This is a genomic window from Labilibaculum sp. K2S (assembly GCF_030372765.1).
Lineage (GTDB): Bacteria > Bacteroidota > Bacteroidia > Bacteroidales > Marinifilaceae > Labilibaculum.
This window is the reverse complement of the sequence record NZ_JAUCMW010000002.1, coordinates 101,646-124,696: the sequence shown is the minus strand read 5'-3', so window position 1 is coordinate 124,696 and position 23,051 is coordinate 101,646. Positions and strand designations below refer to the sequence as shown.

Genomic DNA, 23,051 nt, shown 5'->3' with positions numbered 1-23,051 from the left:
AGAAAAAAAGTGAACGGGGGAGGTTTTTATCTCCTCCGAAACACTAAAGGTATGTCCGGAAAATCAAAAAAATAATTAAAAAATGAAATCATGAAGGGTGATGTTATTGTAGTGGAAGAACACCATGTTAAGGTTGCAGGAATAATTGCTCCTAGTTTGGTTGATAAAATTAAAAGTAAGGGAAAACGATATACAATTACCGTATCTGGTGAATCGGGAAGTGGAAAATCAGAAACAGGAAAGGCTATTGCCGATGAGTTGGAGAAGGAAGGAATAAAATCGGTATTGCTTGGACAGGATGATTATTTTGTTCTTCCTCCTAAATCAAATGATGCAAAAAGAAGAGAAGATCCTGAATGGTTAGGACCTCATGTTGAAGTGAAAATGGATTTAATGGATCAGAATTTACAGGATGCTATTGATGGCAAGAATGAGATTGTAAAACCTTTGATTGATTATAATAAAAATAGTGTAGAAGATGAGGTAATTAGTCTGGAAGGAATTCAGGTTGTAATTGCAGAAGGCACTTATACTGCTTTGTTAAAAAATGTAGATACAAAGGTTTTTATTGCCCGTAACAGAATTGATACTTTGGAGCACAGACAGAAGAGAAACAGAGGGAAAGAAGTTGGTGATCCTTTTATTGAGCAGGTACTGGTAACCGAGCATAAAATAATTGCCGGTCATAAACAACTGGCTGATTTTGTAATCACAAAAGATTATGAGTTGGAAACAAAATAATTAACTGTTTTGCCTTAACGTAAATAACTGTGGCATTATAATTTCAAGTTTAATGATTAATATCTTGATTAGATAGGAGGAGATGAAAGACATGAATGAGAATAAATTAATCATAAAATCGGGTCCAATGCTGAATGCTTATCCTGATAGTATTGGAGGAACTTTAGATGATATCATTAAATTCCTTGATAAAGATGAACTGGAGGATGTATTTCAGTCATTCTATATTTTACCTAGTGTTTTTAATACCGATTTAGACAGAGGTTTTTCAGTTATAGATTATAACCTGAACAAGATGTATGCTTCGAAGGAAAATTTAATCGAACTGAAAAAAATGAACATTGCACTAAAGTTTGATTTTGTGTTAAACCATTCGTCTGTTCTTTCCAGTCAGTTTCAGGATATTTTAAAAAATGGAGAGAATTCCAGGTATAAGGAGTTTTTTATACCATGGAATAAATTCTGGGATGGATGTGGAGAGATAAGAGAAGAAGGTTATATCCAACCTGATGCAGAATACATCAAAGACATGTTTTTCAGAAAACCTGGTTTGCCGATTTTAATGGTTAGCATGCCCGACGGGAAGGAGGTTCCTTACTGGAACACTTTTTATCAGGAAGTGAAATATGAGAAAATTGATGCTCAGGATTTGATGAAGGCTTCAGATATTCAATATGTTTCGGCAGATAGACTGGCGAAAATAGTAAATACAGCTATAGGTGAAGGAAAAAAGCCTGTAGAGATTGAATTTGGAAAATTTGACGAGTATCGTAAAGATACAATTGACTTACTGGAATCCAGAAGAAAATATCTTGGACAAATGGATCTTAATATCAAGTCTCCGTTGGTGTGGGAATTTTACGAAGATACCTTGAAAAAACTATCCGGTTATGGTGCCGAGATTATTAGGCTTGATGCATTTGCATATGCTCCTAAAGAACCTGGTTTGCCAAATTTTTTGAATGATCCTGGAACATGGAATTTACTTGGGAAGGTGAAAGATCTGGCCGATAAATATAATTTAACTCTCTTGCCCGAAATACATGCAAAGTACGAAGATAAAATGCATGAAAAATTAGCAAGTGAAGGCTATTTGACTTATGATTTTTTCTTGCCCGGATTAATTATTGATGCTTTTGAAAGAAACACAAATGTAGTCTTGATCAAATGGATTAAGGACATGTTGGAAAAAGATATCAAAGTTGTAAATATGCTTGGTTGTCATGATGGAATTCCTTTGTTGGATTTAAAAGGCTTGCTGACTGAAGAACAGATTCAGGTTTTGATTGACACTGTTGTTGAACGAGGAGGATTTGTGAAAGATCTGCATGGGGAAAAGAACATGTATTATCAGGTAAATGCAACGTATTACAGCGCATTGGGCGAAGATGATGCAAAACTTCTGTTGGCGAGAGCTATTCAAATTTTTATGCCCGGTAAACCTCAGGTTTGGTATCTCGATCTTCTTGCAGGAAAGAATGATCATAAAGCTGTCAAAAATGCCGGGGCTGGAGGACACAAAGAAATTAACAGAACAAATTTTCAACTAGAGGAAGCATGCAATGAATTAGGGAAAAATGTGGTACTTAAGCAACTCTCCTTGTTGAAATTTAGAAATAATTTTCCGGCTTTTGGTTTTGATGCTAAACTAAAAATTCTGGAATCTAAACCGGAATTGCTGAAATTAGAATGGGAAAATAATGGATGCATTGCCGTTTTTGATGCAAACTTAAAAACACATACCTTCAATATAGTTGCGACCAACGAAAAGGGAAATGTAGTGTATAATTTCCAGTAAGATTGTTTTATTCTTACATAAAAATAAAAAAATGCGAAATACTAATAATACACAAGGAAATACAAATATAAAGCTGATTAAATGGCTGACATACATGATGTTTTTGATGTTTGCCATGACAACCGATGCGGTTGGAGTTATTATTCCGGAAGTAATGAAGACTTTCGATTTAAACATGACAGCGGCAGGATTGCTGCACTATGGTCCGATGACAGCAATAGCTTTGGCCGGAATCTTACTTGGGTTTTTAGCAGATAAATTAGGACGAAAGAAAACAATTATACTTGGCTTGCTTCTTTTCGTTGTTAATTCCTATCTGTTTATTATTGGAAATGCTTTTGCATTTTTCTTGACCCTGATGATGATTTCGGGAGCGGCTATAGGAATATTTAAAACAGGAGCCTTGGCTCTAATAGGAGACATTACTACATCAACAAAGGATCATACTTCTACGATGAATGCAGTTGAAGGTTTTTTTGGTGTTGGTGCTATCATCGGCCCTTTTATTGTAAGTTATTTTTTGAGTGAAGGAGTAGATTGGAAATGGCTTTATGTTGTAGCTGCAAGTTTATGTGTTGTTCTAATTTTAATTGCAGCTAAGGTTAAATATCCCGAAACAATCAAAAAATCAGAAGAGCCGATTAACCTTAAGCGAAGTTTGGCAATGATTAAAGATCCTTATGCTTTTGGTTTTTCTATGGGAGCTTTCCTTTATGTTTCGGTTGAAGCTGCTATTTATGTTTGGATGCCTACTTTGATTAAAGGATATGATGGCAGCTTGTTATTTATTGCCACTTATGCCTTGCCTATTTTCTTTATTTTAAGAGCGGGAGGACGTTTTTTAGGTGCATGGATGATGTCTCGCTTTAACTGGGCTGTTGTATTAAGTTTGTTTAGTTTTGCTATTTTGGTTTGTTTTGTTGGCAGCATGTTATTTGGAGTGGAAGCAACCGTATTGTTATTGCCGCTATCAGGGCTATTTATGTCGGTTATTTATCCAACCATTAATTCGAAAGGAATTAGTTGTTTCCCAAAATCCAGTCATGGAGCAGTTGCTGGAGTGATTCTGTTTTTCACAGCGGCCGGTGCAGCACTTGGACCATTGGCCATGGGAGCAATAAGTGATGCCTTTGGAAGCGATGCAAAGTATGGATTTATGCTTGCTACAGTTTTTGCTGTGATACTTTTTGCAGGAACAGTTTATAATTTGATTGTTGATCCGACAAAGAAGAGGTTGCAGGACTTGGATTTAAGTGAATATAAGATTGAAAAGGCTTAGAACTATTAATGTAGTTTAGGGAATTATCTTTACAAAAATAGGTTGTTGATGATTCGACAGCCTATTTATTTTGGTGGATTTTTTGAGGCATAAGAATAAATTCACGTCCTTGTTCGATGTTTACTGATTTGAAGAAACTGCAGTTGATGCAATTTAGCAGCTTATCTTCCAGTTCACCCTGAATTTCCGAATCGCAAAGAGTGCCTTCAACTGTCCAGCAATACCTGCCGGAGAATGTTCCGCCATTAATACCATTGTTATGATGAAGTGTACTTGCGGGACAAGTACCCAGCTCTTCAGAGTTTACTCCACCTACCTCTCTGCCACACAAATAATATTCCCAACAGTTTAATCCTTCCATATCAATATAAAATATCAATCAAACATAGGGCATAAACTCCTGGTAATCAAAATTTATAGTGCAATAACTTTAGCTATTTGGTAAACGAATTGTAATCAATGGTAAACATAGAATTTTCTTATCCTTAAGCGTGATTTTAATTTGTGCTGTTGCCTGATTTACTATGGATTACGATCAGTTTTTCAGCTCTTATTCCAGTGTTGAAGTATTTCAGTGTCGGTTACACCTTCCATATTTAGCAATTGTTGATATGGATCTCCTTCTAATTTTAATAATTGGGCAAATGCCGGTTCTGTTTTTAAGCCTTCTTTTTTTAATTGAATTACTTTAAGCTTGAATTCTTCGCCAAGTAACTTTAGAATACGATGCTCAATCAGCATATGACGATAGGAATTTTGATCTGTACCAGGAAAAAGAGAACCAAATATTTCAAAAGGAAAACCTTGGTAGGTAAAACTTGCCACCACAACCCAGTATCCATTTTTTTCCTTTTGTTGTATTTTAAATTCTTTTCGATCTTTAAACAGATTTTCCATTTTCCTTTCAAATTTATCGGTATCTATAAATCTGCAGGTAATATCTACATCACTGGAATCAATTGAAATCCCAATGGGAATAGTGCCTGTTAAAATTGGAGAATACTCTGCCAGAAGATTAAAAACCTGAAGTTTATTTAAACTTTTAAATGCTTTTTTCTGAATTGCCGAACCCGAATTCAGGTATGAAATATCTTGCCAGTTCATCTATGTAGTTTTAAGTTGTTTCTTCAAAATTTCCTTAGCTTCTGTTAGGTCTGAGTATTCGAAGCATTGCACATCTGAGCATCCGCGAATCATTGCAGAGGTTGTTTTGCCGTTTAATACTCTGTACAAACATATTATGGGTTTATTCATATCGATAGCCCGGCCAATTTCGTAGCCAACCCCAAGCGAAGGAACAGTTACTTCTGCTATTACAATATCCGATTCTTTTACCCATGCTAAATCCCGATCGTGTATTTCCTTATCGGTTATTGTGGTATCGATCGTTTTTGATCCAATGTGCTCGGTTAATACAGTTCCGTATTGTTTCAATTCACAAATCAAATCTGCATATAAATCGGTGTCTTGCTGTCCTCCACGTATCGATCCTGAAAAATATATTTTCATGTTGTTTTATTGTAAGCTTTTTAGGGATGTAAGTTAGTTTAGTTGCTCCTGTACCTTTTCGGGAATCAATCTTTTTAGTCCTTTAGCCTGCGGTGAATTCACATCAATATACTTCCAGTTATCTGATTTTTTATCGGCAATTGCCACCATCGATCGGTGTGCCTGAATGGTAAATGAATTCGATGCTTCGTGATATTTTACATTTTCTTTGCCAAATTCCTGCTCAAACTGCGGTTGCATTAAAGAGCTTCCTTGCGACATTAATCCGGTAAGTTTCACTTTAATAATTCCGTAGTATTGAATTTTGCAATATTTTTCTTTCCCATAATCCACTACCTTCGATATTTTGTCGATAGAATGAAAGTCGGTTGTCATTTTAACACCCAGATTATCCATTTGCTCCAAAACCATTAGCATGTTATCCTTGCTCATCATTTCAAACATGGGAGGATACATCATATCGGTAACCGTATTCCATTGTTTGTTATTAAAAGCTGTTGTGTAATTCCGCAGATCTTTTTCGAAATGCTGTTTTAGCTCTGTTTGCCCAAATCCTGTCGTTATTGCAAAGCTTAGTACAAGCAGTATAGCGATCCTCTTCATGTCATTTTTTTTAAATTCTTAGGAAGATAAGAAAAAGGATGATATCAATGATTAAAAAGATGTTAAAATACAAATGTGTTTGATCGTTAAGTCTTAATATAAATGGCTGTCTGGTTTTTGTACGGTGTTCTAATTCAAATTTGGAAATGTAACATTTATGCTAAGATGGTAACATATATCATACAAACGTTTGTATTTCTGCATTTTGATACATAAATGATATTGTTGGTAACATATGTAGGATAAGATTCTTTGCGAACATACTAGATTCGTCACATAAAATTTAAACGATTTAATAAAACGGTGATGAAGAAGAAGAATACCTATGTATTTACGTGTGCATTAATTGCAGCCTTGGGAGGATTACTATTTGGTTTCGATACGGCAGTAATATCGGGTGCTGAAAAATCGATTCAGGAAATGTTCGGATTGGATGGATTCTGGCATGGTTTTACAGTTGCAATAGCGTTGATAGGAACAATTGTCGGAGCAATGACTGCAGGTAAACCTGCTGATAAATATGGACGAAAAAGTGTATTGATTGTTATTGCGGTTATTTATGGAATGACAGCATTGGCAACAGCCGTGGCAGATGATTGGTTGGTTTTTATTTCTTTTCGGTTTATTGGAGGAATAGGCGTTGGAGCATCATCGGTTATTGGTCCTATGTATATTGCAGAAATAGCCCCGGCACATCTTCGAGGAAGGTTGGTTGGTATGTTTCAGCTAAATGTAGTAAGTGGTATTCTATTGGCTTTCTTTTCCAACTACTTAATTTCATCTGTAGTGGAGGTTGATGCATGGAGATGGATGCTTGGAGTACAGGCACTTCCTGCTTTTATTTTTTTCGCACTGTTATTTTATATTCCATCTACTCCCCGCTTACTCGTTTTGAAAGGAAGATCAAAAGAGGCTCTTGGCTTATTAAAAAAATTAGCTTCTCGTGATCCTGAAAATGAATTAAAAGAGATTGAAGAATCATTACAAGGGGATAACGCAACATCCAGTGCAAATCTATTTGCAAAAGAGTATCGTTTGCCGGTGATCCTTGCCATATTGGTTGCTGTCTTCAATCAGATGTCAGGTATTAATGCAATCATGTATTATGCACCACGAATTTTTGAAATGACTGGTTTTGGTAAGGATGACGCTTTGCTTCAATCTGTAACGATAGGAGCAACAAATTTTATATTTACCATGTTGGCAATGACTGTAATCGATAAGTTTGGTCGTAAGAAATTACTCTTAATTGGCTCAATAGGAATGATGGCATTTCTTGGAATGGTGGCAAAAACTTTGTTTGAGGGATCAACGGGAAATATTTTGGTTGTAGTTTATTTAGTTGGGTTTATAGCATTTTTTGCATTTTCTCAAGGAGCTGTAATTTGGGTGTTTATTTCAGAAATATTCCCTAATAAGATACGTGCAAAAGGACAAGCTTTAGGAAGTTTTACGCATTGGATAATGGCAGCAATGGTATCATGGATGTTTCCTGCAATTGCCGAAAGTGGTACCAATGGCGGAGGTGTTGCTTTTATGATATTCTCTGTGGCTATGTTGGTGCAGTTGATTGTTGTATTCAAGTTCTTCCCCGAAACCAAAGGGAAATCGTTGGAACAAATCCAAAAGGAATTAAAACGGGCTTAAGTCAAATATAAATTGAGAAAATAATTTGTGATGGACATTAAAAATCAAAAAATAATAAGTGTCGGTGAAATGTTATGGGATATGATGCCCACTGGTCCTAAGCCAGGTGGAGCACCTATGAATGTGGCTTTGCAATTAAATAATATTGGACTTGATGTTGAATTTGCAAGTCGGATTGGGAATGATGAACAAGGTTTAAAACTGAAACGTTTTTTAGAAGAATCAGGAATGAGTACAGAGTTAATTCAGCTTGACTCAGAATTGCCTACCAGTGAGGTATTGGTTCATTTGGATGATAAGAATAATGCAAAATATGAAATTTGTGAGCCGGTTGCATGGGATCATTTAGAATATACCGAACAATTGTCTCACAAAGTAGAAGAATCAGGAATAGTTGTATTCGGGACATTGGGTTCCAGAAACAAAAAAGCAAAACAAACAATCTTGAATGTGTTGGATTCTGATTGTTTAAAAGTAATTGATGTAAACCTCCGTCCGCCTTTCGATCAGAAAGAAGATGTCGAAATATTGCTTGGTAAAGCCGACGTCGCAAAACTGAATGATGAGGAATTGATCCAGATATCAGGATGGTACGGAAAGACCTCTAAAAATGAAGAAGATTTGATTCGTTGGTTTTCAGAACAGTACCAATGTTCTATGGTTTGTGTAACCAAAGGAGCTAATGGTGCTGTTCTGTTTACAAACAATCAATTTTTTAATCATTTAGGTTATAAGGTTGCTGCAGTTGATGCTGTGGGAGCTGGTGACGCATTTTTGGCTGGGTTTTTATCAGCTTTGGTACAAAATAAATCACCGGAAGAAGCATTGAATTTTGGCTCGGCAACCGGGGCGTTTGTTGCCTCTAAAGAGGGAGCAACACCCAAGTACGATATGAGTGAAGTTTTACGAATTATGAATCAATCCTAATTAAAAATTCTATGAAAAATCAACTCTTACAAATCACAAAAAGATCAATGGCAGCTCTATTGATTTTTCTTGCGGTTTCAGTTCCGTTACATGCATTGGCTCAGACAATCAATGTTAGCGGAAAAGTCACGATGGTCAACTCCGACGAGGGAATTCCAGGAGTTTCAGTGGTCGAAAAGGGCTCTACGAATGGTACTGTAACCGACATTAATGGTCAGTATACATTTGAAGTATCAGCAGAAGGAACAATTCAATTTTCCTTTGTGGGATTCAAAACCCAGGAAATTCCTGTTAACGGACTTAGTTCCGTAAACGTTGTCATGGAAGAAGATTTCCAGCAGTTGGATCAGGTTGTTGTTACGGGATATCAATCGCAAAGGAAAGCAGATTTAACCGGAGCGGTTTCTGTTATTGATGTAGATGAAATCGTTAGCACTCCAAGTGCTAATCCCATAAAATCATTGCAAGGGCACGTTCCTGGCATGTTTGTTACCTCAGATGGATCGCCAAGTGGTTCAGGAACTACAATCCGTATAAGAGGAATTGGTACATTAAATAATAACGACCCTTTGTATGTGATTGATGGGGTTCCTACAAAAGCGGGAATGCATGAATTAAACCCTAATGATATTGAATCCATTCAGGTTTTGAAAGATGCATCTTCAGCGAGTATTTATGGATCGAGGGCTGCTAATGGAGTTATTATTGTGACCACAAAAAAAGGAAAAAAGGGAAAGATTCAGGTGAACTTAAATGCTTATTCCAATATTTCCTGGTACAATAACAAAATTGATGTGATGAATGCAGAACAGTATGGATCAGCATTATGGAGATCACTTGTAAATACAGGAACTGACCCTAATTCAAATAATCTTTCTTATCAATTCGATTGGAATGGAGACTTGGCGAATCCTAGCCTGAATAAAATTTTGGTTCCCAAGTTTTTGGATGCTAATCAAACAATGAAAGCTTCGGATACAGATTGGTTTGATGAGGTTTCTCAGACCTCTGTTTCGCAATCGTACGATGTGTCTGTTTCAAATGGAACCGATAAAGGAAGTTACTTATTCTCTTTGGGTTATCTGGATAATCAGGGAATTATAAAAACTAGCGAGTTTACAAGAATTTCCGCTCGAATGAATTCTAATTATGAATTGGCCGATGGTAAGGTGGTGATAGGAGAGAATTTCTCATTCAACCAAACCAATGAGGTTAAAATACCTGGAGGAGTTATGGATGGAGCGTTAAAAGCAGTTCCATTAGTTCCGGTTCATACTGTTGATGGTATTGGATGGGGAGGGCCTGTTGGAGGAATGAATGACCGGCAAAATCCTGTTCGTTTGTTACAAGACAACAAACAAAATGATTACGACTACATCAGATTGTTTGGAAATTTCTTTGTGGACGTTGAACCAGTGAAAAATTTAAAATTCCGTTCAAGTCTGGGGATTGATTACGGTATTTACGATGCTCTTAACAGTCAATTGAGTTATTCTTCCGGTTATTTGAAGAATGAAACCAATATGGTAACAAATAACCATTCCTCCAATAAAAAAATTGTTTGGAGTAATACTCTTTCCTACGAGTATGAAATTGACAATCATCGTTTTGATATAATGGTTGGTAGTGAATTCTACAAACAAAAAGATGAATCTTTTTGGGCTTCTGCTCAGGATTTTTCTGTAGAGGATGAAGATTATATGTATTTGGACGCGGCTACCGGGAAAAAAGATAATGGCGGTTCTGCAGCAGAGTATGCGTTAATGTCCTACTTTGGAAAAATGAACTACGTGTATAACGATAAATATCTTGCTTCGGCTACTCTTCGCTATGATGGTTCTTCTCGTTTTGGTAACAATAATCAATATGGTCTTTTTCCTGCATTTTCTGTAGGTTGGAGAATTAATCAGGAAGATTTCATTAAAGATAATTTAAAGTCAGTCTCGAATCTTAAATTGCGGTTTGGTTGGGGAAAGACTGGTAATCAGGAAATTGACAACAACGCAACTTATTCATTGTATCAGACCAATTACGGAGGTGGAGATCCTACCTGGAGATCGCCTAATGGAACTGCATATGATATGTATGGTCAGGGAACAGGAACATTACCTTCTGGTTACAGTGTAGTTCAAACAGGGAATGATGATTTAAAATGGGAAACAACCATTCAAACCAACTTGGGGATCGACTTCGGATTGTTTGATCAAAAGCTGTTTGGAGGAGTTGATTATTTCTTTAAATCAACCAAGGATATCTTGATTCTACCAGGATATATTGGTGCAATTGGCGAAGGTGGCAGTCGTTGGGTGAATGGAGCGTCAATGGAAAATGAAGGTTTGGAAGTACTTGTAGGATACCGTGGCAGCCTGAAAGAAGAATTTAAATTCGAGATCGCAGCCAATTTTGCAACCTACAGCAATAAAATCACCAAACTTCCGCTTGCAGTTGTGAATGACTATGGAGGAAACGGTTCTGATGATAATATTTTAAACCGACCAATCAATTCAATGTATGGTTACGTTGCTGATGGTTTATTTAGAACACAGGAAGAGCTTGATGCTTCTGCAGAACAACCAGGAAAAGGTTTAGGTCGAATTCGTTTTGCCGATTTGGATGATAATGGAGTAGTTGACGATGCCGACAGAACCTGGATTGGAAATCCACATCCTGATTTTACTTATGGTCTTAATATATCAGCAGAATTTAAAGGATTTGATTTAACCATGTTCTTTCAGGGAATTGCCGGAATTGATGTTATTAATGATATAAAGAGGCAAGGTGATTTTTGGAGTGTTGATGATGCCGGTTCAAACAAAGGAACCCGGTTGTTAAATGCATGGACTCCTGAAAATTCAAATTCTTCGATACCTGCACTTACAAATACAGATGCAAATTGGGAAGGTCGTTTTTCAACCTACTATGTAGAAAATGGTGGTTACATGAAGTTGCGCACAGCTCAATTAGGGTATTCATTTCCAAAATCAGTTATTGACAGATTGAGATTGAGTAAACTGAGGTTGTATGTTAGCGGTCAGAATTTATGGACGATTAAAAGTAAGAAATTTACCGGTCTGGATCCTGAAAATCCTTCTTTTGGCTACCCTAACCCGGTAATGATTACCACAGGTGTAAATGTTGCATTTTAAGTCAAGTGAACACAAAAAATAAGAAAAGATGAAAAGAATAATTTATATTTTAATCTGTATGACAATGCTTTCTTGTTCTAATGAACTTGACATGGGTCCTAAAGCATTGTTAGGCGATGATCAGGTTGGAGGAGCAGACAATATTGATGGGTTTGTTACTGCAGCTTATTCAAGTCTGGGGAATGACCATTACGATCACCCTTTTAGTCTTTGGCCTTTTGGAAATGTCAGGTCTGATGATGCTTACAAAGGTGGTTCAGGTCCTGCTGATATTCAGGATTTTCACTTCATAGAAACTTTTTCCAATGTTACAGCAAATTTTGGTGAACTTGATTTGCTTTGGTACAATTATTACGTTGCCATTTCACGTGCAAACGAGGCTTTAAATCAATTGGCTCTGCTTTCCGAAGATGAATATCCAGAGAAGAAAATCAGAGAAGGGGAAATGAGATTTCTAAGAGGTTATCAATATTTTCAATTAAAAATAATGTTTAAGTATATTCCTTATATCGACGAAACAGTTCCTGATTCAGAATATGAGAATATTTCAAATGTTGCATTATCAAACGATGAGTTATGGGAAAAGATTGCTGCTGATTTTCAATTTGCAATTGACAACCTTCCTGTATCGAAAACAGATATTGGACGAGCTGACAAGTTTGCCGCGCAAGCATTGTTGGCCAAAACAAGATTATATCAGGCTTACGAGCAGGATGATGATAATAATGTGACCAATATCAACACTGGCAAACTAGAGGAGGTTATTTCTCTTGCAAACGAGGTGCTTAATAATTCACCATATGATTTGGAAGCGGATTTTGCATACAATTTTTTGCCTGGAGATTATGAAAATGGAAAGGAATCGATTTTTGCAGTTCAGTACTCAACAGATGATGGAACTATGCACGGACGATTAAATTTTGGTGATGTGTTGGCAGTTCCAATGGGATTGGGATGTTGTGATTTTCACAAGCCGAGTCAGAATTTGGTGAATGCTTACAAAACCTCTGCTGATGGTTTGCCAGAGTTTGATACGTACAATCAAAGCAATCTCGATTTTGCTGCCAATAATGTTGATCCTCGAATTGACCATACCATTGCAACTCCCGGGCACATGTGGAAATATGATCAAAACCTTCTTTATGAAGAAAGTTGGAATCGTTCCCCTGATGTATATGGTGTGCATGCATCCTTAAAGGAAAATGTTTCTCCTGATTGTCCTTGTTTTGTAAATATCGATCCATTTTATGGTAATTCAAAAAACAGAATTCTGGTTAGATATGCAGATGTGATGTTGTGGAAAGCTGAGGCATTAATAGAATTGGGAAGACAGGCTGAAGCCTTGGAATTGATTAACAGAATTAGAGAACGTGCTCAGGCCAGTACTGAACTGTTGAAGTTTGCTAATGGATCATATATGGGGAATTATTTAGTTGGAATTTATGTAGATGGTGTGAATTGTAACTGGACTCAGGATTTTGCAAGAAAGGCTCTTCGATGGGAACGTCGTTTGGAATTTGCAATGGAAGGGAATCGTTATTTCGATCTTGTACGCTGGGGTATTGCTAAAGAAACTATGGATAAGTATTTTATGGAGGAAAAAGAACGAATCAGCTATTACGAAGGCAGCAGTGTTACAAAAGGCCGGGATGAATACTTACCAATTCCTCAAAAACAGATCAATTTCAGTAAGGGATTGTATCAGCAAAATGTTGGGTACTAAGCAGGATATATTTACTTGTTGTTTAACCGAAATTTTCGGTTAAACAACAATATCAATTCACCATTTTGGGTAAAGATTAATTATTGCATGAAACACAAGATGATCATGAGAAACATCATATTAAGTATTTGGATTGTTATTCTGTTTGTAGGGTGTTCTTCTTCACAAAAGAAAAATAACATACATTCAATACATTTTGGATTGGAATCTGGGATCTTGCATGCACCGGTATTGTTATATTATGAAGCTGGAATCTACCACCTTTATTACAAAAACAAAAAGACAAGTGGCACTTCTGTAAATATTGCACATGCATTCAGTAAGGATCTGTTAATCTGGGAAAAAAAGGAAACTTCTATTTTTCCAAAAGGAGAGAATATTTTGGGTGCCGCCATTGTGCAGGACAAACAGCATTGTCTTGCTATCGGAACAAAGACTGGAGTTCCATTGCTTGCCTTGTTGATTGAAAACAATGAAAACAACCAAATGGATGCCATTCTGAAATATAGCCTTGATAATGGCTTGAATTGGACAATTTTCAAGGGAAAACCAGAGGTTCCAAATTCATTGTTGGAAAATCCTCAGGACCCTTCTGTTTTTTGGTCTGATTCAGAAAAGAAATGGATGATGAGTATTTCTGTTAGAGATCATGTTGAATTTTATTCATCAAATGATTTTGTTTCCTGGGAATATGCAAGTGAATTTTGGTCAGATCATTTTCCTAAAAATTCGGTTCTGAATAATAATTTGATATTTCCTTTGGGTGATGGATCAAGTTATTGCCTGATTACTTTTTCGTCAGGAAAACAAGTGACATTGGAATCAGAAATGCAATATTATATCGGAAGTTTCGAGGAGAATGATTTTATAGAAGAAACAACTCAGCATCATTTTGTTGATTTTGGAAAGAATGTTTGTGGAGCTGTAGCTTTTTCTCAAGAAAATAAGGCTCCAATTCTTATTGGATTTGTTGAGGGAGAAGATAAGTCTGAAAGCAAATATACAGTACCTCGAACAGTTCATCTTACCGAAATTTACAACGAGTTAATGATTGAGTTATATCCCAGATTGGACCATAATCAGCATCAGAACAAAAAGGTGATTTTGGATTCAGTTAAACTCTCAGGAAGGATGAATTTATCCGATTATTTACCGAAAAATAAAGAACCTTTATATCTAAAATTGAAATTTAAAACCGAACACATGACTCGAATTTCTTTTCCAGGCAAATTGGGGATAGAGTTTATGAATAAGGATGGAGAACATTTGGTATTTGGATATGAAAACTTCTGGAAAAATTACTTTCTATTATCAACAGTAAATGAGGAAAAGAAAAGAGCAGTTGAAATGCCTTGCATTCATCGAGATTCTACTTTAGAAATAAATGTTCTTATTGATTCTGGGATTATTGAATTTTATACGGAAACGGGAAAACGTGTTTTGTCAAGTCTTGTGTCAGATTCGAGTGAATTTGATCAGATATTTCTTTTCACTGAGAAAGGAAATATAGAAATTCTTGAAGCATCGTATTTTTATTTTCAAAACTAAGTTTAAGCTAAAATTAATTTCATGAAAAAAATATATCAAAAATTATTCGTAGCAATGTGTGTTTTATGCATGTTGGCATCTAGTGCTTGTGATGATACAGAATCACCATCTCTTGATTTTTCAGGAGACGTTGATATTCATTCTTTTGTGGTAAATGGTGTCGAGGGTACTATTAATGAGGAAAATTCATCCATTTCAGTAATTCTTCCTTCTGGTTCAGATTTAACTGCGCTAACACCGCAGATAACACTAGGAGATGGTGCGGTGATTGTTCCAGCTATTGATGAGTCAGTCGACTTTTCAGATTTTAATGGAAATCTGCTTAATGTGACTTATACCGTGACTAACCTAAATCTATATCAAAAGTATAATGTATTAGTAGATGTTGCGAGAGCTGATATTACAAGTTTTAAAATTGGTTCGGTAGAAGGTGATATTAATCAAACAAACAAGACGATTGTAATTTATTTGCCAGAAGGTACCGATATCACGTCTCTAATTCCAATTGTTGAATATACTGAAGGAGCTGCTTTAACTCCTGAATCAGGGGCTGTTGTTGATTTTACAAGCCCAGTAACCTTTACACTTGACTATTTAGGTTCTTTGTTTAAATATGAGGTCACCGTAATCTTAGGAGAAGCTCCTAAACCTGCTCTTGTTATTTACAATGGAGAAGATGTATCTCCAATTTGGGCATCAATTGCCAGTACAATCAATAACGGATATGCTAATCCCAAAAGGGATGCTGTTAATTCCACATCAACATGTGTTGCAATAATGAGAAACAAGGAAGATACTGATGATGGAGGAAAACCATGGTCGGGTGGTGCATTATGGGGTACATATAAAGTGGATATTGATCCGGCAGAGTATAGTAAAATTAGTTTAATGGTATTAAAAGAAGCAGCCGGTGATGTACAGATAGAGATACAATCGGATGGAGAGCAAAATAAAGATTGGTTAAAAGTTTTCTATTCTGCGGACGCAATTGGTGAATGGCAGGAATTAATATTTGAAATTCCGGAAAGCAGAACCGCTGTTATAAACAATATCTTGGTTGCTCCGCATGTAAATGAAACAGTAGATGACCAAGCTTTCACTTCTCACATGATATATTGGGACGAATTAAAGGCCTATCCAAAGGAATAATATTAAACCAAAGCGAACGGAATTTATTTCCGTTCGCTAAATAATTATTCAAATGAGATTTCAACTATTATTACCTGTGTATATTTTTCTCTTAATTAATTCAAGTTGTTCAAAAGACAACAATATTGAGAACGTAACACCTCCGCTAGTTGACACAACAACAAGCTGCAGGTCCGTTGTTGACGGTGGTGCATATTCAACATTTTACAAGCCTCAAAACGGTTATGTGGGCGATCCAATGCCATATTATAATGCAGATGATAATGTGTGTTACCTGTTCTATTTGCAGGACTGGAGAAATGGAGCTGATACAGACCATCCAATCTATTGTACCACAACTAAAGACTACAGCAGTTTTTCAGGGCTTACTCAATCAATAGGCACCGGAGAATCAAATTCGCAGGAGGCTTATTTAGGAACAGGAAGTTTTATAAAAAATCCGGAAGGGAAATTATACGGTTTTTATACGGGACATAATGGTAATTTATACCCTGCAGAAAAAATAATGTTGGCTGCTTCAACCGATATGAGAACTTTTACAAAAGCTCCTTCATTCACATTCGGGGCGCCTGATGGCTATGATAAAAATACTTTTAGAGATCCTTGTGTGTATTATGATCCAACAAAATCGGCCTATGTAATGCTAATTACCGCAATTAAGGATGGAAAAGGTATATTGGCACGTTATACATCAGTTGATCTCGAAAACTGGAATTTAATAGCTCCTCTTACAGATTTTGATTCGGATGCAGAAATCCTTGAGTGTCCTGATATTTTTAAGATGGGTAATAAATGGTATCTATTGTTTTCTCGTATTAACAGAGATGAGCATCGAAAAACATTTTATAGAATAGCTGATAGTCCTGATGGGCCATGGAAACGTTGTGGAGATGAAAAAGGTCATCACGAGACCTTTGACGGTTTGTATCTTTATGCTGGAAAAACAGCTTCAATAGGAACAGAACGTTATCTATCCGGATGGTGTTCAACCGGACAGGAGGTTAATGGAAATAAAGAACTCGATTGGGCCGGTAGTTTAATAACGCATAAACTAGTTCAACAACCCAGTGGTAAGTTATATCCTGCAATTCCTGAAGGTGTTGATAATAAATTTAACACCCTGACAGATTATTCCATGTTAAATTCGAAAGGTGATGTTGCTGTGGAAGATGGATCGTATCTATTGACTAATCAAGATGGAAGATCTTATGCTTTATTTAATCGGAATACTGTTCCTGTAAAAATAGAACTCAGAATAGATGCTTCTCAATCTTCCAGATTTGGATTTTCATTTGGAGCTTGTGATGATTTGTCCGAAGTCTATTCTGTAACTTTTGATTTAACATCTTCTAATAAATGGTCAGTGCCGGCTTTATTCCTTTATAAGGAGTCTGTTTATTCAACTGGTTCATATGCTAATGAATTAAATTTCACCCCTTTAATTGTTCCTGAAGATAATGTTTTCGATATCAAAATTGTTATTGAGAAATCTATCTGTGTAGTTTATGTTAATAATAATGTTGCTTTTTCAAATCGCATATACAAAATGAACAAAAACCCATGGACAATATTTGTGGATGATGGTCAAATTGAAGTTTCTGATATATCTGTTTATAAAATAGCAAATTAGTATCGGAAGTGTTAAATGTAAGTTTAGTTAGCTGTAAATCATGGAATATATTCAACCGATTCGGAAAATGTGAATTGCATTCAAATAAATAGTTTGTAAAAAAAATATTTTTTCAAACGAAAAAAAGAGGATACACCGCAGTTGGATTTTCTTAGATGTAGTATTAAGTTAACTAATTAAGTGCTAAAAATTTAATTATAAGGGTAAGTAATAAAAAATGCTGAAAATGGGAAAATACATAATAGCTATAATAATATTAAGTTTTTTAGGGTGTTCTTGTACTTCAACAAGAAAAGAGAAGTTAGATAACTCCGAAAAAATTTACAAGGAACCTTATCGTCCACAGTTTCATTTTACGCCTGAAACCCATTGGATGAACGATCCAAACGGAATGGTTTATTATGAGGGCGAATATCACTTGTTTTATCAGTATCACCCCGAAAGTTCGGTGTGGGGACCAATGCATTGGGGGCATGCCGTGAGTAAAGATTTAGTGCATTGGGAACATTTACCAATAGCATTATATCCTGATTCTTTGGGATACATATTTTCTGGTTCAGCAGTGATGGATTATGAAAACACTTCAGGATTTGGATCAAAAGATAAGCCTGCAATGGTTGCTATTTATACTTACCACAATATGGAGGGAGAAAAGGCCGGACGGAATGATTTTCAATCGCAGGGAATTGCTTATAGCTTAGACAAAGGAAGAACCTGGACCAAGTATGAAAAGAACCCTGTATTAAAAAACCCTGGAATTAGAGATTTCAGAGATCCTAAAGTAATTTGGCACAAAGAATCTAAGAAATGGATCATGACTCTTGCAGTACAGGATCATACAAGTTTTTACTCTTCCAAAAACCTTATTGATTGGACTTTTGAAAGTGATTTTGGAAAAGAATTTGGTTCACATGGCGGTGTTTGGGAATGTCCTGATTTATTTCCAATAAATGTTGAAGGAACCGATGAGGAAAAATGGATTTTAATTGTCAGCATTGGTGCTGGAGGCCCTAATGGTGGCAGCACTACTCAGTATTTTGTTGGCGATTTTAATGGAAAAGAATTTGTTAGTATTGGAAACGATACCAAATGGCTTGATTACGGAAGAGATAATTATGCAGGAGTAACCTGGTCGAATGTGCCGGAAGAGGATGGAAGAGTGCTGTTTATAGGTTGGATGAGTAACTGGCAATATGCAACTGTGGTTCCTACTTACAAGTGGAGAAGTGCGAATACCTTTCCAAGAGAATTGATCCTTAAAAAAGAGGATAACAATTACCATTTAAATTCTGTTCCGGTTAAAGAGCTGGAATTAATTCGGGAGGAATGTTATATCATTCCGAATCAGGATATAAAAGGAAATTTTGATGTGACAAATACAATTCCTTTTAAGGCAATCCCTTTGGAAATAGATTTGGAAATAGCATGGGATGAGCAACCACAAAAGTTTGGTGTTAAGCTAAGCAATTCGGCAGGTGAAGAATTGGAAGCCTTTTATTCCGGAGTGAATGAAAGCTTTACTATTGATAGAACGAAGCTTAAGAATATTTCCTTCTCAGATGTTTTCGCAAGCATTGATAAAGCAAAGATAAGTTGTAAAACAGGAATAAAATTGCAGATACTTATTGATGAATCTTCCATCGAGGTTTTTGTAAATGATGGAGAGTTGGTTATGACAGATCAATTTTTTTCTGCTGAAAGGTTTGATAAAATAGATGTAGTTAGCAGTGGTAATAACATTTCGGTTAAAGAAGCCAAATTCTACAAGTTGAAATCAGTTTGGTAGAAAAAGGATGTTAATTAATAAAGAAAAATCCGGAGTCTGTATGACTCGGATTTTTTTTTATCTAAGAAGAACAATGAAAAAATTAAGCTCGCGACCCCTGATATGAAGCCATTTTTATTAAGCATCAATTCATTTTTATTTTCTATGTAAGTGCTTACTTTATTTTTTTTGCTGAATGTATTCTTTGGGAGACATTTTAAATTTTTCTTTAAAACATTTGCTAAAATAGGATGGACTGGCAAATCCTGTTTGATAGGCAATTTGAGAAATACTTAAGTCTCCTTCCAAAAGTAGTGATGAGGCTTTTTTTAACTTCACATTCCGGATAAACTCACTGGCTGACAAATCGGTTAAGTTCTTTATTTTACGGTACAGATGAACTCTCGATAAATTAATATCCTTGCTCAATTCTTCAACTCCGTAATCGTAATTCTGATAATTGGTTTCAATGGCTTCGCAAGCTTTCTTCAAAAACTGCTGATCCAATCTGTTAATGCCATCGTTTTGTTCTGTGAAATCGATGCTTTCGCGATAATGAATTCGAACTCTTTTTTTGCTTTCGATTAATTTCCGCACCCTAACCTGCAAATGTTTTCTGTTAAAAGGTTTTGGAATGTAGGAATCAGCACCAACTTCCAGACCTTCAATTTTATGTTCTTGTGAAGCTTTTGCGGTGAGCATGATGATTGGAATGTGACAGGTTTTTAAATCCGATTTTACAATGTTTGTCAATTCCAATCCATCCATCACTGGCATCATTAGGTCGGTAATGATCAATTCCGGATTTTCTGCTTCAATCACTTTTAAAGCTTGTTTTCCATTCTCGGCTCTCAAAATTTTATAGTTTCCTTTTAGCGATTCTGCGATGTGTTCCGAAACATCCGGGTTGTCCTCTACAATAAGAATCCGAATTTCTTTGTCGGTTAAGAAAGAAGGATTTTCTTCTTCATTTGACTCAGTAAGCTGGGGAATAAAGTCCATTTCTTCTAGCTCTGATGGAATCTGCCTCGAAGTATCTTTTTCTTTAGAGTCGGCGAAAATTAAATCAGCATTATTAAAATGTGATTTACCTTTCTGCAAATAGACCGTTAATGTTGTCCCTTTCCCCAAACTACTCTCAATATCTATAATTCCTGAATGCAATTCAACCAAAGCTTTGGTTAAGGACAAGCCAACTCCTGTTCCTGGAAACGAAGCATTGGTTTTGGCTTGATAGAATCGTTGAAAGACGTTTTTAAGATCTGATTCTGAAATTCCACAACCAGAATCAACTACGCTAATTTTTACACAATCCTTCATCTCTTTATTAAATTCATGGCTTGAATTCTCCAAATGAACAGCAATTTCACCTTGTTCGGGCGTGAATTTAAAGGCATTCGATAAAAGATTGAATAGGATTTTATCAAGTTTATCTGTATCAAAATACAAGTCTTCTTTTTGAATGGTTGACAAATATGAATAGTTAATGTGCTTTTTATTTGCCAATTCTTGAAAGGAATCGGATATCTCTTTAATGAACCTATTGATATCATTCTTGGAAATCTTTAGTTGCATTTTTTCATTCTCTATTTTTCGAAAATCCATCAGCTGATTGATTAAGCGAAGCAGTCGATTGGCATTTCGGTGCATTACATTTAACTGTTGATACGATTCTTTGTCTTTAATTTTTTGATCTAAAAGATTCTCTATAGATCCAAGAATTAGAGTTAAAGGTGTTCTGAATTCATGCGAAACATTGGTAAAGAATCTAAGTTTTGTTTGAGTTGCTTCTTCCAATTGAGCTGAAATCAAAATGAGCCTTTTATGTTGATCTTCGATCTGTTCCTTTTGTTCCTCTAATTTTCGATTGGCTTTTATTTTATTTTTGAATGCTTGAAACAAGAGTACGGCCAAAAGAATGACAATAAGAAGAAAACTAAGCGAAATAATCAGCCACATTCTCTGACTTTTGTATTTAATGATTTGAGAATCGAGAATGGTTTTTGCTGTGGATATTTTTCCCTGAAGGGAAAGAATCTGATCGGTTTGCAGTTTCTGGATTTCTGCGTTGTCAGAATCAATAACAACTGTTTTTAGAATGATATTTTTCTTAAATGGTTTTTTATTTAAAATTTTAAAGGCTAACTGTATCGCTTCAGCACCACCGGTTGGATATAAAAAAGTAGCATTTATTTTCTTCTGAATTACAGCATTAACGCCGTCATTTGGTCCTGGTAGACCATCAATCCCAAGTAAAAAGGGTTTGTGTTCGCCAAATTTCGATTGCAGTATTTCATACGCGCCAATAGCCATGTAATCATTATGTGCAAAAACCAAATCGATATTATCATGTTGTTCAATGGCTAGCTTCATCATTTTAGTACCACCCTGTTTGAACCATTCTCCTGTTTCAGAGAAAATAATTTTGATATTAGGATATTTGCTGATGATTTCCGAGAATCCTTTGTGTCGTTCAATGGCAGGACTGGAACCTTTTAGTCCCCAAATTTCAGCAATATTACCTTTGCCATTTAATAATTTGGCAGCATATTTTCCAGCCTCTCTCCCAATCAAATAATTGTCGGCACTAATTTGAGCTGTATAGTTTTCACTTTCAATTTTCCGATCGAGAACAATTACCGGAATTCCCTTACGAAAAACTTCTTCAACAATGTGAGTTATTGGAGCCGACTCGTTGGGAGAAACGATTAGCAAATCGATACCGCTTTTAACTAATTCACGAATATCCCTAATCTGATTTTCATTATTGTCATGTGCATCGGTTATTACTAATTCCATATTTTGAAATAGAATCAATTCATTTTGCATTTCACTTTGCATTGCTTTTCGCCAGCTGTCTACTGATGTGCATTGCGAAAAGCCAATTTTGAATTTATCCTCTGCAATTCCCTTTTCGGAGAATACTAAAATGAAAACAATGAGTAGTAGGAAGTATTTCTTTTTTGTAATGGCCATAGTTTCAAAATTACTGAAAAAAAGGCTTTGTTTAGTCGTGCTAAACATGAAAAATTCAAGAATATTTACAGCTTCCAACCAAAGAAATTAGTAAAGCTTGTCAGGTACTATTTTGGTTGATATTGGTAGTTAATTTCAACTTGTTTTCATTGTTTCTGTTTGGTAAGTCGGGTAGATAGACGCATTGGAATTATTGACGCTCAACCGAATAAAATTAGGAACCTTACATTTTTCTTTTATTCGGAAATATTTCTGAAAGCGAATCAGTCGTTTTTTTGATCAGAAAATATGCTGCAACTTAAGTAGGTAATCTTTTTTTTTCCAAAAAATGGTCTTCTACCTAAGCAGAAGGTCTTTTATTCATAGCTAAAGTATCTTTAACAAAAGCAGATGGTCTTTTATTCATTGCCAAAGTATCTTCAACAAAAGCGGATGGTCTTTTATTTATTAGCAAATGCACTTCTACTTATGCAGATGATACTTTGGTGATGAGTAAAGGTACTTCTTCACAAGGCGATGGTCTTTTTTTTTCGGAATATGAGCTTCACCCAAACGGATGGTACTTTTTTTATCAGTAAATGTGTTTCCGTTTTTGTTGAAGATACTTTGG

The 23,051-nt window shown here is 35.8% G+C and carries 16 protein-coding genes; 11 read left to right on the top strand and 5 right to left on the bottom strand.

Going from position 1 to position 23,051, the window contains the following annotated elements:
* The first annotated feature begins 90 nt into the window (after window positions 1–90).
* The 3 genes from QUH73_RS03450 (at window position 91) to QUH73_RS03440 (ending at window position 3,818) form a co-directional block, all read left to right on the top strand.
* Window positions 91–741, top strand: a complete 651-nt coding sequence (locus tag QUH73_RS03450) for a uridine kinase family protein (protein WP_289529087.1) — start codon at window positions 91–93, stop codon at window positions 739–741.
* Between the two features lie 82 nt (window positions 742–823).
* Window positions 824–2,539 carry a hypothetical protein gene (locus QUH73_RS03445; protein ID WP_289529086.1) on the top strand — a complete coding sequence of 572 codons (1,716 nt, stop codon included), beginning with the start codon at window positions 824–826 and terminating at the stop codon, window positions 2,537–2,539.
* Between the two features lie 31 nt (window positions 2,540–2,570).
* Entirely contained in the window at window positions 2,571–3,818 is a 1,248-nt protein-coding gene (locus QUH73_RS03440) for an MFS transporter (RefSeq protein WP_289529085.1), read from the top strand.
* 61 nt (window positions 3,819–3,879) lie between these two features.
* On the opposite strand, the gene QUH73_RS03435 is transcribed toward QUH73_RS03440, so the two are convergent.
* From QUH73_RS03435 to QUH73_RS03420, 4 genes are all read right to left on the bottom strand, one after another.
* Window positions 3,880–4,179, bottom strand: a complete 300-nt coding sequence (locus QUH73_RS03435) for a two-CW domain-containing protein (RefSeq protein WP_289529084.1) — start codon at window positions 4,177–4,179, stop codon at window positions 3,880–3,882.
* A 182-nt stretch (window positions 4,180–4,361) separates the two neighbouring features.
* The gene (locus QUH73_RS03430; RefSeq protein ID WP_289529083.1) at window positions 4,362–4,922 is read right to left on the bottom strand and encodes a DUF4269 domain-containing protein; all 561 of its coding nucleotides are present in this window, start codon (window positions 4,920–4,922) and stop codon (window positions 4,362–4,364) included.
* A complete protein-coding gene (locus tag QUH73_RS03425) occupies window positions 4,923–5,327 on the bottom strand; it encodes a nucleoside 2-deoxyribosyltransferase (RefSeq protein WP_289529082.1) in 405 nt (134 codons plus the stop codon). It lies immediately after the preceding gene.
* Between the two features lie 33 nt (window positions 5,328–5,360).
* Entirely contained in the window at window positions 5,361–5,930 is a 570-nt protein-coding gene (locus QUH73_RS03420) for a hypothetical protein (RefSeq protein ID WP_289529081.1), read from the bottom strand.
* Between the two features lie 306 nt (window positions 5,931–6,236).
* Between QUH73_RS03420 and QUH73_RS03415 the strand changes: the two genes are divergently transcribed.
* From QUH73_RS03415 to QUH73_RS03380, 8 genes are all read left to right on the top strand, one after another.
* On the top strand, window positions 6,237–7,577 hold the full coding sequence (locus QUH73_RS03415) for a sugar porter family MFS transporter (RefSeq protein WP_289529080.1): 1,341 nt from the start codon (window positions 6,237–6,239) through the stop codon (window positions 7,575–7,577).
* Window positions 7,578–7,607: 30 nt separating this feature from the next.
* On the top strand, window positions 7,608–8,504 hold the full coding sequence (locus QUH73_RS03410; RefSeq protein ID WP_289529079.1) for a carbohydrate kinase family protein: 897 nt from the start codon (window positions 7,608–7,610) through the stop codon (window positions 8,502–8,504).
* 11 nt (window positions 8,505–8,515) lie between these two features.
* Window positions 8,516–11,650 (top strand): SusC/RagA family TonB-linked outer membrane protein, encoded by a 3,135-nt coding sequence (locus tag QUH73_RS03405; protein WP_289529078.1) that lies wholly within the window; start codon window positions 8,516–8,518, stop codon window positions 11,648–11,650.
* A gap of 28 nt (window positions 11,651–11,678) precedes the next feature.
* A complete protein-coding gene (locus QUH73_RS03400; RefSeq protein WP_289529077.1) occupies window positions 11,679–13,373 on the top strand; it encodes a RagB/SusD family nutrient uptake outer membrane protein in 1,695 nt (564 codons plus the stop codon).
* A 105-nt stretch (window positions 13,374–13,478) separates the two neighbouring features.
* Complete coding sequence (locus QUH73_RS03395; protein WP_289529076.1) at window positions 13,479–14,921, top strand: GH32 C-terminal domain-containing protein; 1,443 nt, start codon at window positions 13,479–13,481, stop codon at window positions 14,919–14,921.
* A gap of 21 nt (window positions 14,922–14,942) precedes the next feature.
* Window positions 14,943–16,070, top strand: coding sequence for a hypothetical protein (locus QUH73_RS03390; RefSeq protein ID WP_289529075.1), 1,128 nt, complete (start codon window positions 14,943–14,945; stop codon window positions 16,068–16,070).
* Between the two features lie 52 nt (window positions 16,071–16,122).
* A complete protein-coding gene (locus QUH73_RS03385) occupies window positions 16,123–17,700 on the top strand; it encodes a glycoside hydrolase family 32 protein (protein WP_289529074.1) in 1,578 nt (525 codons plus the stop codon).
* Window positions 17,701–17,926: 226 nt separating this feature from the next.
* Entirely contained in the window at window positions 17,927–19,486 is a 1,560-nt protein-coding gene (locus tag QUH73_RS03380; protein ID WP_289529073.1) for a glycoside hydrolase family 32 protein, read from the top strand.
* A gap of 159 nt (window positions 19,487–19,645) precedes the next feature.
* Here the strand turns inward: QUH73_RS03380 and QUH73_RS03375 are convergent, their stop codons facing one another.
* Entirely contained in the window at window positions 19,646–22,441 is a 2,796-nt protein-coding gene (locus QUH73_RS03375; protein ID WP_289529072.1) for a hybrid sensor histidine kinase/response regulator transcription factor, read from the bottom strand.
* Between the last annotated feature and the right edge of the window lie 610 nt (window positions 22,442–23,051).